The organism is Prevotella sp. 10(H), assembly GCF_000711235.1.
Classification (GTDB): Bacteria; Bacteroidota; Bacteroidia; order Bacteroidales; family Dysgonomonadaceae; genus Dysgonomonas.
The window spans coordinates 500763-516682 of the sequence record NZ_JOMI01000003.1 but is presented as its reverse complement, the minus strand read 5'-3'; the positions used below and the strand labels follow the sequence as shown (position 1 = coordinate 516682).

At 38.7% G+C, this 15920-nt stretch carries 14 protein-coding genes; 12 read left to right on the top strand and 2 right to left on the bottom strand.

Annotated elements, in window-relative coordinates; translation table 11 throughout:
• Positions 1 to 321 precede the first annotated feature (321 nt).
• The 9 genes from K348_RS0107740 to K348_RS0107700 all read left to right on the top strand — a co-directional run bounded on the left by K348_RS0107740 (position 322) and on the right by K348_RS0107700 (position 8877).
• Positions 322 to 2052: a S41 family peptidase gene (locus K348_RS0107740; protein ID WP_029904394.1), complete on the top strand. Its 1731-nt coding sequence runs from the start codon at positions 322 to 324 to the stop codon at positions 2050 to 2052.
• A gap of 246 nt (positions 2053 to 2298) precedes the next feature.
• Entirely contained in the window at positions 2299 to 2901 is a 603-nt protein-coding gene (locus tag K348_RS0107735; protein WP_029904393.1) for a DUF4290 domain-containing protein, read from the top strand.
• Between the two features lie 38 nt (positions 2902 to 2939).
• Positions 2940 to 3458, top strand: a complete 519-nt coding sequence (gene rimM, locus K348_RS0107730) for a ribosome maturation factor RimM (protein WP_029904392.1) — start codon at positions 2940 to 2942, stop codon at positions 3456 to 3458.
• Positions 3459 to 3580: 122 nt separating this feature from the next.
• On the top strand, positions 3581 to 4657 hold the full coding sequence (proB, locus tag K348_RS0107725; RefSeq protein ID WP_029904391.1) for a glutamate 5-kinase: 1077 nt from the start codon (positions 3581 to 3583) through the stop codon (positions 4655 to 4657).
• Positions 4658 to 4659: 2 nt separating this feature from the next.
• Positions 4660 to 5910 carry a glutamate-5-semialdehyde dehydrogenase gene (locus K348_RS0107720; protein WP_029904390.1) on the top strand — a complete coding sequence of 417 codons (1251 nt, stop codon included), beginning with the start codon at positions 4660 to 4662 and terminating at the stop codon, positions 5908 to 5910.
• Positions 5910 to 6092 carry a hypothetical protein gene (locus tag K348_RS0107715; protein WP_029904389.1) on the top strand — a complete coding sequence of 61 codons (183 nt, stop codon included), beginning with the start codon at positions 5910 to 5912 and terminating at the stop codon, positions 6090 to 6092. Before K348_RS0107720 ends, K348_RS0107715 begins: the two co-directional genes overlap by 1 nt.
• Positions 6092 to 6994, top strand: coding sequence for an acyltransferase (locus K348_RS0107710; protein WP_029904388.1), 903 nt, complete (start codon positions 6092 to 6094; stop codon positions 6992 to 6994). The genes K348_RS0107715 and K348_RS0107710 overlap by 1 nt, the downstream gene beginning before the upstream one ends.
• Before the next feature lie 27 nt (positions 6995 to 7021).
• On the top strand, positions 7022 to 7924 hold the full coding sequence (locus K348_RS0107705; protein WP_029904387.1) for an acyltransferase: 903 nt from the start codon (positions 7022 to 7024) through the stop codon (positions 7922 to 7924).
• Entirely contained in the window at positions 7924 to 8877 is a 954-nt protein-coding gene (locus K348_RS0107700; RefSeq protein WP_029904386.1) for an N-acetylornithine carbamoyltransferase, read from the top strand. The genes K348_RS0107705 and K348_RS0107700 overlap by 1 nt, the downstream gene beginning before the upstream one ends.
• Before the next feature lie 66 nt (positions 8878 to 8943).
• On the opposite strand, the gene K348_RS0107695 is transcribed toward K348_RS0107700, so the two are convergent.
• Positions 8944 to 10548, bottom strand: coding sequence for an OmpP1/FadL family transporter (locus tag K348_RS0107695; RefSeq protein WP_029904385.1), 1605 nt, complete (start codon positions 10546 to 10548; stop codon positions 8944 to 8946).
• A gap of 91 nt (positions 10549 to 10639) precedes the next feature.
• The gene (locus tag K348_RS19000; protein ID WP_081852536.1) at positions 10640 to 12097 is read right to left on the bottom strand and encodes a hypothetical protein; all 1458 of its coding nucleotides are present in this window, start codon (positions 12095 to 12097) and stop codon (positions 10640 to 10642) included.
• Between the two features lie 417 nt (positions 12098 to 12514).
• Between K348_RS19000 and K348_RS0107675 the strand changes: the two genes are divergently transcribed.
• The 3 genes from K348_RS0107675 (at position 12515) to K348_RS0107665 (ending at position 15914) form a co-directional block, all read left to right on the top strand.
• Positions 12515 to 12964, top strand: coding sequence for a GTP pyrophosphokinase (locus K348_RS0107675; protein ID WP_029904381.1), 450 nt, complete (start codon positions 12515 to 12517; stop codon positions 12962 to 12964).
• The gene (locus K348_RS0107670; protein ID WP_029904380.1) at positions 12964 to 14175 is read left to right on the top strand and encodes a DUF6348 family protein; all 1212 of its coding nucleotides are present in this window, start codon (positions 12964 to 12966) and stop codon (positions 14173 to 14175) included. The genes K348_RS0107675 and K348_RS0107670 overlap by 1 nt, the downstream gene beginning before the upstream one ends.
• A 701-nt stretch (positions 14176 to 14876) precedes the next feature.
• Positions 14877 to 15914, top strand: coding sequence for a hypothetical protein (locus tag K348_RS0107665; RefSeq protein ID WP_156032823.1), 1038 nt, complete (start codon positions 14877 to 14879; stop codon positions 15912 to 15914).
• Positions 15915 to 15920 lie beyond the last annotated feature (6 nt).

Here is a 15920-nt window from a genome sequence, read left to right as displayed (position 1 = left end):
TTCTCTCTTGGTTTAGCCCGCTAAACCTGCAAGCAAAAATCAAAAAATCTATCTTAAAATAACCAAAGAGGAATACCAATAAAATTTAAACAATTACTTATTATGGTACAAATATAAGACAAATAATGCGAATTAATGAATCGGGGCTCATAGTATCTGTATGCTCCCATAGGCTGTAAAGAGCCTGATATCAATTCTTTTACGTTTTTTTGTTAAAAATAAGATATATATAACCATTTAAGATTTCGCTTTTTATAAAAAAAAGTATTCCTTTGTGTGTTGTTTTTTACGGTACAAAACATTATTAGATATCTGTATTCAATGAAAAGTAAATTTATTGCATTCTTTACGCTATCGATTCTCAGCGGAATCACTTATATACAAGCACAAAACGTTCCTGACAAAAACCAGCAGCAGCGTTATTTCGACATTAATAAGAATATCGAAATATTCAATTCGGTTGTGCGCGAGGTAGATATGTTCTATGTAGATTCACTCGACCTGAATAAGACGATACGCAGCGGTATCGACAATATGCTAGGTACACTGGACCCTTATACTACATACTTCAATCAGGACGACATGAAGGAATTCAGTACACAGATTACAGGAGAATATGCGGGAATCGGTGCGGGAATCCAGTACAAGGACGGCAAGGTAGCGATAACCGAACCGTTTGAAGGAAAACCTGCTGACAAAGCCGGACTAAAAACGGGTGATTATATCCTCGAAATAGACGGAAAAGATATGACTACCTGCGAAAAGGTAGAAGGTGAAGCTTACGGTCGTACATTAAGCAATTATGTAAGTACAAACCTTAAAGGTCAGCCGGGAACAACGCTTCAGATTAAAGTGGAACGCCCGGGAGAGAAAAAGCCGATCGTAACAAAATTGGTAAGGGAAAAAATCACAATCGACCCGATTCCTTATTACGGAATGACCGACGAATCTACCGGATATATAAACTTTAGCCCTATATTTTCCGATAAAAGCGCTGCAGATATAAAGAAAGCATTCCTCGACCTGAAAAAGCAGGGAGCGACATCCCTGATCCTCGATCTTCGCCAAAACGGAGGGGGAATTCTTGAAGAAGCCGTACAGTTAGTAAACTTCTTTGTGCCGAAAGGAAAAGTCGTATTATCGACAAAAGGCAAATTGAAACAGATGGACAGGACATACCGTACTACCCTCGAACCTATAGATACAGAGATTCCTATCGTTGTACTCATAGACAGGTCTTCTGCCTCTGCTGCAGAGATTGTAGCAGGCTCATTGCAGGACATGGACAGGGCTGTGCTTGTAGGCGAACGCACTTTCGGTAAAGGGCTGGTACAATCTACACGTGAATTGCCTTACGGCGGAGGTGTTAAAATAACAAACTCAAAATACTATATCCCGAGCGGCAGATGCATACAGGCTATCGACTATACGCATCGTAACCCTGACGGCAGTGTAGGAAGAATCCCCGATAGTCTTACCACCGTATATAAAACTGAAATCGGCCGGCCGGTAAGAGATGGCGGAGGGGTTTCACCCGACATTGCGCTGGAAGAGACCAAAACACCTACTATAACCTATTATCTGGCAAACCAGTATATCGTATTCGATTGGGTAACTGACTGGGCTTCAAAACACAAAACGATAGACGTGCCTGAAAAATTCAGCATTACGGACGAAGATTACGAAAGCTTCAAAGCGTTTGTTAAATCCAAAGATTTCCAGTACGACCGTATGAGTGAGAAATCGATGTCGTCACTGAAAGAAGTCATGGAATTTGAAGGATATATGAAATATGCCGAAAATGAGTTTAAAGCCTTGGAAGCAATGCTCGTACCTAATCTCGACCGCGATCTGGAAACTTTCAAAAGTGAAATCAAAGACCAGATAAATACAGAGATCGTAAGACGATATTATTATCAGAAGGGTGAATATCAATATGCCCTGAGAAACGATAAAGAACTGACAAAGGCAATCGAAATATTGAAAGATAAGGAGCAATATAATAAAATACTGTCGGCTCCGGTTGAAGAAAATAATATTGCCCTGAAATAAATAAAAAGATAAAAATGGCGTTTTCAAATCGCCTGAGGAAAAAGCACGGATATTATACCGTGCTTTTTTAGTACTAATAGGACAAGCCAATATAATATTTTCTATTGAGTATTAAGGATTCAGCTAAAAGTATTATCTTTGTTGTCCTGTTAGTGCCGAAATCGATAATCGGGGATTGAAAACTACAAGGCTTACGTGCGATTTTGGCAAACAATCAATTAACGAATCATAATCCTTTACTATAAAATGGAATACAATACGCAATTAAAAAAACTGGCTCTTCCCGAATATGGAAGGAATATACAAAACATGGTCGATTATTGCCTGGCCATACCTGACCGGAATGAACGCAAACGCTGTGCAAATACAATAATAAACATAATGGGAAATATGTTCCCTCATCTGCGCGATGTTAATGATTTCAAACATATACTTTGGGATCATCTGGCTATTATGTCCGATTTCAAACTGGATATAGATTATCCTTACGAAATAGTGACTAAAGAAGAACTATATTCGAAACCGGGAAAAATCGAATACAGCCGTCCCGACATGCTGTACCGTCACTATGGCAAGACATTGGAGAAGATGGTGAAGATAGCCACAGAACTTGAAGATCCGCAGGAAAAAGAGCAATTTGTACTGCTTGTGGCTACGCATATGAAGAAATCATATATCCAGTGGAATAAGGATGTGGACGATATGAAAATATTTATCGATCTGTATGATCTGTCTAACAGGAAAATAGATATCCGCGATTCGGGAATCAAATTGCCCGAAATGAAAGACCTAGGCCAGCGCAATAATAACAATAACAACAACGGTAAGAAAAATCAGAAAAAGAAGTAGCCTCACACGAGTTGGTACAATCTGAAAAACGGCCGGAGATGATAAAAGACAGTGAAGTTTTTAAAATAGGTAAGCTTATCAAACCCCACGGAATAAAGGGCGAGATAAGTTTTGCTTTTGAAAACGATGTATTTGACAGGGTGGATTGCCCATATCTTATCTGCTCGATAGACGGTATACTTGTACCTTTCTTTATCGAAGAATACCGTTTTAAAGGAAAAGAAACCGCGCTTATTACATTCGAAGATATCGACGATGAAGAGAAAGCCCGCCGCATGTCGGGACTGGATGTCTACTTTCCACGGAAATATTATGAAGAGGAAACGGATGAAGACATCGAATATTCGTGGAATTTCTTTATCGGATTTTCAGTTACCGACAAAATTGCAGGTAAGCTGGGAGTAATAGAAGACATAGACGACAAAACCATAAATACTCTTTTCCTGATAAAGGACAGAGAAGATGAACACATCATACCTGCAACAGAAGACTTTATAGAAAAAATAGACGCAAAGAAAAAAATGATATACCTGAATTTACCGGAAGGGCTCATATGATATAAATTAACATATTGGTATAATTTTCGATAATATAAGATTCTTTTTCCAACCTTTTTCCTGATTATCCGACATTTTACTTTAAAATAAAATTATAACTTTGCGATTCGAGCCTTATCAAAATGAAAGAGCGTATAGTTGTAAAAATAGGCAGTCAGATTTTGTCGCGTAAAGACGGCATGATTGATGTTACCCGGATGTCTGCCCTTGTGGACCAGATCGCAGAGTTGCATAAAAACAATGTGGAGGTAATACTTGTATCTTCCGGCGCGGTGGCGTCCGGCAAATCGGAAATAAAGGCTAAAGCAAAACTGGATACGGTTTCTGCACGTCAACTATATTCTTCCATAGGACAGGTAAAACTTATCAACCGCTATTACGATCTATTTCATCAACATAACATTGTTTGCGGGCAAATACTGGTTACAAAGGAAGATTTTGCCACACGCCGCCATTATCTGAATCAGAGAAACTGCATGTCTGTGATGTTAGATAATAATGTTATTCCCATTGTAAATGAAAATGATGCCATTTCGGTAAACGAACTGATGTTTACCGATAATGACGAGCTTTCGGGACTGGTTGCGGCGATGATGGGTGCAAAGAAGCTTATCATCCTGAGCAATATAGACGGTATATACAGTGATAACCCTGCCAATGCCGGAGCGTTTATATTCAGGGAAATAGATATAAAAAAAGACGACATCGAAAATTGTATTCAATCTTCTAAGTCTGCTACTGGACGGGGAGGGATGACTACCAAATATAATGTTGCCCGTAAAGCCGCTGAAGAAGGCATAGAGGTAATCATAGCCAATGGACGCAGAGAGAATGTGCTTGTAGAACTCATTAATGGTAAAGACGTGGTTTCGACCCGCTTCAAACCCTCACCGAAAGGAACTACCAGTGTAAAAAAATGGATTGCCCACTCCGAAGGATTTACTAAAGGGGAGATACACATAAACAAATGTGCAACAGAAGTTTTGCTCGGAAATAAAGCCGTAAGCCTGTTGCCCGTTGGAGTAATAAAAATTATTGGTAACTTTGAGGCTGACGATATTGTACGTATTATCGATGAAAACGGTAAACAAGTCGGTATCGGACGGACAAGCTATAGCAGCGAAAAAGCAAAAGAGGCTATAGGAAAGAACAATAAAAAGCCAATTGTACATTACGACTACTTATATATTGAAAAATAAAAATGGACGATTATCACCAGAACACGTTCCAGCAGGTATCGGAAGCCGGTAAAAGTCTGAACTTACTGGAAGAAAAAGAAATTAACGCAATACTGGAAGCTATAGCTTCGGAGACAGAATCGAAAATGTATTACATCCTTGCCGAGAATCAGAAAGATTTGCAACGGATGGATACTAATAACCCCAAATATGACCGTCTGTTGCTCGATGAAGCACGGATAGCTGATATTGTAAAAGATATCCGCAATGTGGCAACACTCCCCTCTCCTGTGGGGAGAATACTGATGCAAAAAACATTGTCAAACGGCTTACACCTTTCAAAAATAACCGTACCGTTCGGGGTGATAGGTATTATTTATGAAGCAAGGCCGAATGTAAGTTTCGATGTATTTTCACTTTGTCTCAAATCAGGGAATGCATGCATATTGAAAGGTGGCTCTGATGCCCGTTTTTCAAATGAGGCAATTATAGATATTATTCGCAATGTACTGGATGAAAATGGTGTAAACCCAAATGTATGTACCTTGTTATCCAACGAACGGGGCGCTACCGATGAATTACTGAATGCGCGTGAATATGTAGACCTGATTATACCACGAGGCGGAAAAGATCTTATAAATTACGTGAGGGATAACTCCCGTATTCCTGTAATAGAAACGGGTGCCGGTGTATGCCATACTTATTTTCATAAAGACGGCGATATACAGAAAGGTAAGGATATTATATTCAATGCGAAGACCCGAAAAGTCAGCGTATGTAACTCTCTCGACTGCCTTGTAATAGATAAAGACCGGATCGAAGACCTGCATTATCTCTGCGAAGAATTGGAGAAAAAAGATGTCGTTATTTACGCAGATAAACCGGCATACGACGCGTTATTCCCTTTTTATTCATACGATTTACTCAAAAAAGCCGATAGTGACAGCTTCGGCACAGAATTTCTAGATTATAAAATGGCTATCAAAACCGTTACGGGTATCGATGAAGCCATAGAACATATATCTACTTACAGTTCCCGGCACAGTGAAGCTATTATAAGCGAAGACCGTGAAGCCATAATCCTTTTCGAAAAGATGATCGATGCTGCATGTATTTATGCCAATGCTTCAACTGCATTTACCGACGGAGCGCAATTCGGTCTCGGTGCCGAGATTGGAATCAGCACACAGAAAATGCATGCGCGCGGGCCTATGGCTTTGGAAGAACTGTGCACATACAAGTGGATAATAGAAGGCAATGGCCAGACCAGATAATGAAAAAGAAGAAGAAACAAAAAAGTAAAATAAGCGTCGAAGATTATATTAAAGCTATTAAGAAGGCTGATAGGGAAAACGAATTGGAACGGTCGGCAGGATGGAGACGTGTGACGAACGTCCACAAAAGCAAAAAAGTATACAGCCGTAAAACACAGAAAAAAAACTTTACAGAAGAATAATGGAACGCAACATCTTACTCGACTATTTTAAAATCCTGTTGTGTATTCTCGTCATAGGAGGGCATATGCAGCCCCTACTCGGAGAAGGGCAGTTCAGCAGCTGGTATATAGCCAATGGCATATCGCGCATAACAGTACCTACTTTCCTGCTTATCAGCGGATATTATGTTTTATCTAAACTGAATGATCCAAAAGCATTCAAAAAGTATATAAAACACTTTATAACCATATATCTTGTCTGGACGATAATATACATCCCTTATTTCTACGATTCGGTAAGACCTGTCGATGTATTAATTATATTATTATCAGGATACTATCACTTATGGTATATGCCTACTGCGATTGTCGGATTATTGATGCTTTACTTTTCTAAGAAATATCTGAAAAAGGATTCTTATATATTCATTCTGGCTATAATCCTTTATATTGCCGGATATATCCTCAGCCTCAGTTACGATAAAATTTATGTTTACCGCAACGGATTCACGATCGGCTTCATGTTTGTATTTATCGGATATATTATCAGAAGAATGCAGCTGGAAAAGAAGAGTGACTGGTATATTATCCCTTTGACAATTTTCGCACTTGCAATTAATACTTATGAAGCTTATTATACATTCCAGTATTCGCCGCGGCCAAATCAGGACATGATGCTATCGATATTGTTACTAAGCCCTATATTATTTATTCTGATTATTAAACATCCTATAATGAAGGCCGGCAAAGGATTCCTCAATACACTGCCGTCAGCTATTTATTTTGTGCACCCCTTTGCTATTTCACTGATAAGTGTACCGGATGAATACAAAATAACCGCATTGCCGTTAGTATTTCTTCTTGCAACCGTATTTTCATTTATCGTTTATATGGTTAATAAAAAGGTTAAGATATTTTTGTAGAAAAGTTCTGCAAACCGGACATATTTTATGGAACGGAATATAATACTTGATTATTTCAAAATTATTCTCAGCCTGCTAGTCATTACTATTCATACACAATCGCTCTTCGATGAAGATTCTGTATACGGATGGCTGATATCTAACGGAATTGCCCGGATAGCCGTACCATGCTTTTTTATAATCAGCGGTTATTTTATAAATAAAAAGCTGGAAGATAAGCAAGTATTGAAAGAATATCTACTGCATATACTTCTGGTCTATATCATTTGGTCTCTTATATATCTCCCTACTTATTATAATACAATAGAGCCCCGGTCATTGATAACATTTGCCCTGATGGGGTATTATCATCTTTGGTTCCTGCCTGCATTGATTATCGGTATAATAATGCTTGCCGTAGTTGAAAAGATATTTCAAAATAACTTGTTTGTTCTGCTTAGTGGAATAATCCTATTTGTGGCAGGATATATTATGGAAAATGCAGATATGCCCTATCGATCATTCTGTAATGGTATTTTCTTTGGATATCCTTTCTTGGCATTAGGGTGGTATATTCGTAAAAAGGATTTGATAAAAAACATTCCGAACATTTATCTGTATCCTCTCATACTCATTAGCTTATGTACATTAATTATAGAATCTTACTGCGGATATAAGAATGAGTTTTATCATAATCTGTTCATATCTCTGATGGTACTTTGTCCTGTTTTATTTATGCTTATCCTAAAAAATTCAAAAAGCATATCGAAAGGAAATAGTGCAGGGAAACTCTCAGCCGCCATATATTACGTACATATACTTGTTATAACACTAATTATACCCGTTTCGGATTCAAATAATATTTACAAACTGCCTTTGATAATGATAGTATCCATACTATTAGCTATCTTTATAGTCGGAATAAACAAACGCATAAAAATATTTTTATAATGAGAACATATACCAACGTTAAAGACCTCGGCGACCTGAATGCTGCCGTAAAGGAAGCCCTCGAAATAAAGAAAAACCGCTATGCATATAAGCATCTGGGAGAAAACAAAACCCTGTTGATGGTATTCTTTAATTCCAGCCTGCGCACCCGCCTCAGTACACAAAAGGCAGGCATGAATCTGGGCATGAATACAATGGTACTGGATATCAACCAAGGGGCATGGAAGCTGGAAACAGAGCGGGGTGTAATTATGGACGGTGACAAATCGGAGCACATTCTCGAAGCAATCCCCGTAATGGGCAGCTACTGTGACATTATCGGAGTGCGTGCCTTTGCACAGTTCGAAAATAAAGAAGACGATTATCAAGAAAAAATACTAAACCAGTTTATAAAATATTCCGGGAAACCTGTATTCAGTATGGAAGCTGCTACAGGACACCCTTTGCAGGCTTTTGCCGACCTGATCACGATAGAGGAATATAAGAAATCTGCGCGTCCGAAAGTTGTAATGACATGGGCACCTCATCCGAAGGCACTGCCACAGGCTGTACCGAATTCTTTTGCAGATTTCATGAACGAAGCGGATGTAGATTTTGTAATCACCCACCCCGAAGGTTACGATCTGGATACTAAATTTGTACGAGGTGCAAGGGTAGAATACAATCAGGATAAAGCGCTGGAAGGAGCCGACTTTGTATATGCTAAGAACTGGGCTGCCTATACCGATCCTAACTATGGCAAGATACTAAGCAAGGATATGTCCTGGACTGTAACTACACAAAAAATGGCATTAACTAATAATGCTTACTTCATGCATTGCCTGCCCGTAAGAAGGAATATGATTGTCAGCGACGATGTGATAGAAAGCCCGCAATCGATTGTGATACCGGAAGCTACGAACCGTGAGATTTCTGCACAGACGGTTATTAAACGGATGCTGGAAAGTTTGTAAACTGAAATATAAAATAGAAAAGGCGCATATTGTAGTAATATGCGCCTTTTCATTATATGTCTTTTTCTAGAATTTGTATCCCAAAGTCATTACACCCTGAAAATTATTTGTTTTGAATTCGGCCTTATCTGCAGCAGTAAATGCATAAAGGTCATCTTTCGAATTCTTCATTACAAAAGCTATATCTGTATAAAAATTGCGTGTAAATCTGTAACCTAAACCATATGTGAAGTAATTAGTATCACCATCCAACACATATTGGGTCATAGAACGCTTGTCTGTTGTGACCTCATGATCTCCCGGATGATCCTTTACCTCTGTTTTGAACGGGCTCTGCATCCAAGCATAACCTACACGTGCGGAGAACTGGTCGGTAATACGGTATTCCAAACCTACGCGAAGAGTAGACGCATTTCGGAAGTCCTGACTGATATAATAATTAGGATCAGCCATACCATAATCTAAAGCATTTCCATTATCATTAAACAACTTCATGTTGTTGCGATAATTAGTCAACTCATAATCAGCACTGATAATAGCTTTATTTCCTATAACCCCTGCAAGGCTGAATGTCCATTTATCAGGCGTACGTAATTTATAATCAATTATGGCATCTTCACCGTTTCGATCACTTATTTCTGTCGGTTCACCATAGCTAGGAATAGTACCACTACGTCCGTTACCATATTCATAATACATATCAGCTGCAAAATGATCTGTCATATTATACCATGTAGGAGAATGGTAAGATACTCCGATTCGTAATTCCTGTATAGGCTTAACTATCACACCTGCAGTTACCTGCCATCCCGTACCATCTGTACGCATCCAGTTCTGTAATTCCTGCATACCCCAAAAGCTGCCATTATCTTGATAATCTTCTATATAACTAGAGTACAGTCGATAATTAATATCGGTCAATGAAACTGTCGCACCAATACTTATGATATCAGAAAATGTAGTTCCGATATTGAAATCATAAGTACTCATAGAACCTTTTTCTTCAACAAATAAATCATTAGATGACGCAGGATTAGGAGATGTCGGATAATAACCTTCTTCATCTTGATCTATAATACCTGCATTATAACCTAAAACACTCATCCAATCCTCATAATCCCAAACCCTTCTGAAATCGTTATCTCCTGAGAAAAGGTCAAGTTTATCACCTGCAACACCATTATAGTTAGCTCTTTGAGCCATATATTCAGCCATATCATACGACAGGTTTTTTCCTACCATACGGTATTTGCGGTTGAAATTCTTAAGCCTGTTATATGAAAAACCGACATTAATACTTTTAACCACATCATTATTGTAAAGAGGAAACACATTTACAAAAGCAAGATTATCAAAACTGAATTTGAATTTACTTTCTTTAAATTGGCCTGCATTCACCTGCGGACCTACCATATGCGTTTTCACTTCCGAATTCTGGAAGTTAAGAGTAGTGACGATCTCCGAACTTTGATAAATACCTATACCTGCCGGATTGATAGAGATACCCGTTATATCACCTCCCAAGGCTCCGAATGCACCTCCCATCGATACCGATCGGGCTGTACCTACAAGGTCGTTTTTAGAATATCTGTATGCATCCATTTCGTTTTGGGCCTGAGCCGCTCCAAACGATAACGCAGTTGCTAACAATAGTAACGATACATGTTTCATAATACAATTTTTATTATTTCTATATCTTTTCAAAAAAGCTGTCCCAAAAGTAAACATTGAAACAGCTTTTTTTGTTGATTTTTACTGTATTTTATCTGCCGCGTCCGCTACTGCGTCCTCCTCCGCCGCCGCCAGATGGACGGCTTGATGAAGATGAGCCTGAGCTGTAAGAACTTCTTGAAGAAGAACTGCTGGACCCGCTGCTATAGCTTGAACGAGAACTCGAACTTGAACTTCTGCTAGGAGCACTGTAGCTCGGACGAGAGGATGAACTGCTTGAACTATTATAACTTGGGCGTGAGCTAGAACTCCTGCTCGATGAACTATTGTAACTAGGACGAGAACTTGAACTGCTCGAACCACTGTAGCTCGGACGAGAAGAAGAACTGTTTGAACTATTATAACTTGGACGAGTACTAGGACGTGTAGTTGAACTACTTCCTGAATTGTTGTAACTTGGTCTTGTTGAAGGCCTTGTTGTCACACTACCGGAATTACCTCTGCCTGTAGATGTACCTGTACTGCTGTTATAGCTAGGACGTGTTGACGGTCTTGTACTAACTCCGCCGGAATTACCTCTGCCTGTAGATGTGCCGTAGATTGGCCTTGTTGATGGCCTTGTGCTAACACCACTTGACGAGCCCCTGCCGGAATTGCCATAACTTGGACGTGAAGACGGTCTGGATGATCCTACACTTGATGATCCTCTGCCCGATGAAGTACCATAACTCGGACGACTGCTTCCTCGGCCTGAGTAGCCATATGAATTTCGTCCCGAATAGCCATAGCGTCCTGATCCGTAGCTTGCGCGAGGTCGTCCCGAATAGCTGTAGCGGGAACCGTAATAGCCATGATGGTGATGATGTCCACCGTACCAGCCGCCGCCAACATACCAGCCGCCGCCGTACCAGCCACCCCAGCCCCAACTGCTGTAGTACCAAGGTCTGCTCCAACCCCAGCCCCAACTGGAACCGTAATACCATGGGTCGTAGAAGCCACCCCAGTAGCCACTGTAATACCAAGGGTCATAGAAAGGATAGTAACTGCCGTAATATCCACCCCAGCCCCAGCCGAAGTTTATACCGAAGTTCCAACCACGATTGCGGTAGTAATTACTATAGAGGTCGTTAGTGACATATACATTGATTTCATTATCGCTGGATATCTTAACACTGTTAGCCGGATCGTGGAATTTCACTATACGATCTGTATATTCATAATCCTGATACTGATCTGCATATGCCAACGAATCGTCATATTGCTTTTCGTATACGGTCACATCTCCCCCGCGGCGGTTATAAGCATCCACGTCGATGTTCACGTTACCTTCTGTTTCGAGAGTAACTTCGCCATTATCGCGGACCACTAATACCTGTGAGGGTTTTGTTTGCTGTTGATTCTGAGAGGTCGTATTTTTGACTTTTACTTCTTTCTTCTTATTATCTTTTGATTTAGAAGTAGCATAAATGTCATCCCAGTCATCCTGTGCAAAAGCAATGAATGGCAATACAGACATCAAAAACATCAGTACTAAATTTTTTACTTTCATAATCTGCTCTCCTATGTTTATTTTTTAACCTCTATGTCTTGTGCTTGTTATAGCTGACTTTTATACTTTAGACTAATACGTTTGAAAAAGGTTTAATGCTATATCGATAAATATTATATATATGAAACAAATATAGCGAATTTATTCCTTTTACTCAAGATTTCATATATGAAAGATGCATCCCGGGCGTTATTTGCTGCGTATAATTATGTTAAAAAAGTAATAAAATTAAAAGTATAGATAAATAATATTTATCATTTTCATTCAAAAAACTCCTTTTCTGACAGGAGGAAACATAGTTTTGGTAAAAACAGGTTAAAATCGGCTATACAACACTGTTTTCCGTTAATTTTATATAGTTTTGTGTAATTTCAACTCAAACTAACAACTTTCAGCTAACACAATTTGTTCTATATTATGAACAGCATATCAGAGAAAGCAATCCGGATTGCTATAGATGCACATTCCGGTCAAACCGACAAGTCTGGAAACCCTTACATATTTCATCCCTTCAGGGTGATGGATAATGTAAATACTATAGAGGAAAAAATTGTTGCTGCATTGCACGATGTGATAGAAGACACTCATGTAACGGCAGACGATCTGAGAAATGGAGGCATACCCGAATATCTGGTAAAGGAAATCGAAGTATTGACACACGCGCCCGATATGGAGTATAGTTGTTATATAGAGCTAATTGCAGGGCATCGTATAGCCTCTGCAGTAAAGCTGGCCGACCTGAGAGACAATATGGATATTACACGGTTAAAGGAAATCACCGATAAAGATATCGAACGCTTGAGGAAATATCATAAAAGTTATTTATTCCTGAAAAAGGCATTAAACAACAATAAAAACCTGAACTGATGAAAGACGACGAACTTATCAGACACGAACTTCAACTAAATAATTTCTTAGCTGAAGCATTTGGCAAACATGGAGTAAAGTGTGAAATCAAAGATAATCTGGTATTATTTCCGATAGAATTCATGACCGCCCATACCAGATTATTCAACCGCTCTTCATCATCTGCCCTTATATTACAATTGGACGTCCGTCTGGAGATAGGGCTCGGCAGGGAAATCAACGAATCGTGCGTAGGCCTTGGAATGAATATAGAAACCGCTATTGCCGATGCATGGAAGAATTTCCTGCAAAACTCGTTTCATGTACTGCTTTCGGCCTTTTTCACAAAAGATTTCGACGACCAGATAAACCGTTATCAATGGCCGGTAAACGGCCGAATGTACGACATAGTAATGAGCCACTTAAGCGTCAGAGGCCAATATGAAAAGTTGCAACCACAGCCTTGGCTCGAACAACTGGAAAATTTAATAAGGGAACAGCCGTTAACAGAAGGTTGCCATTGGATACGTCTGTATTATGCCCAATCGGAGCATGAAATGTTATCAAGTGAAATATTGCTCGACAATGAGATATGGACATCAGTAGAAAAGACAATCCTGACATTCAAATTTCCTAAACACAGGGATTTTTTATCAGTGCGTTTATTCTGTATTTTACGTGATAGTTTCGATGTAAGCCGTGCTGCTGCAATCATGGCATGTATGGCGGAAGAAGATAATGAGGCCATTGTAGAAAGGATGATTGAAGAAGGCTTCTCTCCTATCGATGCAGAAAAAGCAACTGTATTCATACCACTTGCCTTCGGCAGGGTATTTCTAAAAGGAATTACCAAATTGAATTTTACAGATGAAGCGGTTATAACTAACGGAAAAGAGGAACAATTCACTATTAATCTGAGTGATGAACCTATTTATACAAATGCATATCAGTTGGCCGAGAAAATAATGGAAGAGGGCTGTGTCGATAAAAAACAATTCCAACTACTCTTTACTAAAAGTGCTGAACTGAATGCTTATAACAATGCACTGAACGAAGGCAGTAAACCCGAAGATCTGGATAATGCGACATTTAGTCCGCCGATGATATATTTATCTGATTACGAGCCACCAGTTATAGAGCAGGAAGAAGCTACTCAAACAGAAATCTCCCATTCTGATTTTAAAGAGCAAAAAACAAGAAGAAGACATTGGTTTTTCTGGAAAAAGAAATAATTATCATTTTTCAATAAAGAAATTCAGTATGTATAAAGCAACCCGGTTTTTACCGTGATTGCTGGTTTTTGCATTCCAGCGTATATAAATTCTCACTTTTAAAAGATTTCATTTCAAAAATCCAAGAAATGAAAAAAATCACACTTTTTTGCATATAAAATTACATATATGAGACTTTATCTCAAAAATATCACATTATATAATATAAACAACCAAGGACAATACATCATTATTCTACAAAAAATGACTTCTTTTAAATAAGAATATTAATCGATAGTCAGGTAAGATATTACGACATATATTTATCCTGTGATACGGTTAATATTAAATTGTTATATAATTTTATTTGGAGACAATCTTTCAAATAAATGTCCGCTTTCTAAAATAATGAATGACATCAATAAAAGAAATTCTTTTTTGAGGTAAAACGTACTTTACTCAAACTAAATGGAGACAAAAATTCCCTTAATCAAAAAATGAAATTACTGGTAATATTCGAAAACCAGTAAAGGAGCCAATACATTACATAATGTACTCATTGATTATCGCTCGAATTATCTTGTAGATCCTGCTTGTATAAAATTGAACGGGATTATGTGGAGACTGACAAGAGTCTTGATTATATATCCTATATATATATGTAAAAATAAAGGTTGTGAGTGCTAATAAATTTTATTAAGACTTTACTAAAACTTATTAATATGAAACGAAGAAGAAACTTTATGAGACCTTGTGTAATCTTTCTATTATTATTTTTAATTTTGGCAACAACTGCCCCGGCCCAGGTTACTATAGGTTCGGGAAAAGAGCCTGAAAAGGCAGCTGTATTGGATATAAAAACGAAAGAAGCCGCTGACGGAAAGATATCGTCAACCAGCGGAGGTATATTGTTTCCTCGTGTAGTGATTAAAGATGAAAAAAACCTGAATGCATTCACCGATTGGCAAGACGCTGATTTGATCTCGGATGAACAACATAAAAGACATATAGGCCTGACGGTATATAACATAGGCGATGTTCTGGATGAAGGCCTTTATACCTGGGACGGCGAAAAATGGCAAAAATCGGGCTGTTGCGAAGGGACAACGCCGCCCAGCCAGAGTAAAATTAATTTTTTTTACATGCCATCCATTGCGATAGACCTGGACCAGGCACCTCCTGCCGGAGGCATCGATCTTTATCAGAGATATGCAAGCCAGTTTATGTCGCCGAAAGCCGGTAACGATCTGGGCACTCCAATGCCCATAATAGATAAGGCAGACCTTAAATTTTATGTGACGGATTACGATAGTGAAATCTTCTCGAATGTACAACTAAATTCTTCGGGAATGATGACTTATACATTGAAGAGTAATCTGCCAACCAATGTGAGCAACTCATATATAAATATAGTATTCGTTGTAAATGAAGCTACAATACCGCCCGCAGACCTGAGCAAACTCAATTTCTTCTATATGCCGTCAATCAAAATAGACCTCACTCAGGCCCCACCTACCAATGGTATTGATCTGTATGATAAATATTTCGCACAATTTGACAACCCGAAAGCATTCTCTTCACCGGATCCAATGCCCACAATAGAGAAAGGTAATATAAATTTTTATGTGACGGACTACGATGAGGACATCTTCGCATCGGTGCAATTGACCACCGATAAAAAACTGAAATATACATTGAAGAGCGGATTGTCTGCCGATTCTTTTTGCTCATATATAAATATTGTATTGGTAGTAAAATAATTAAGT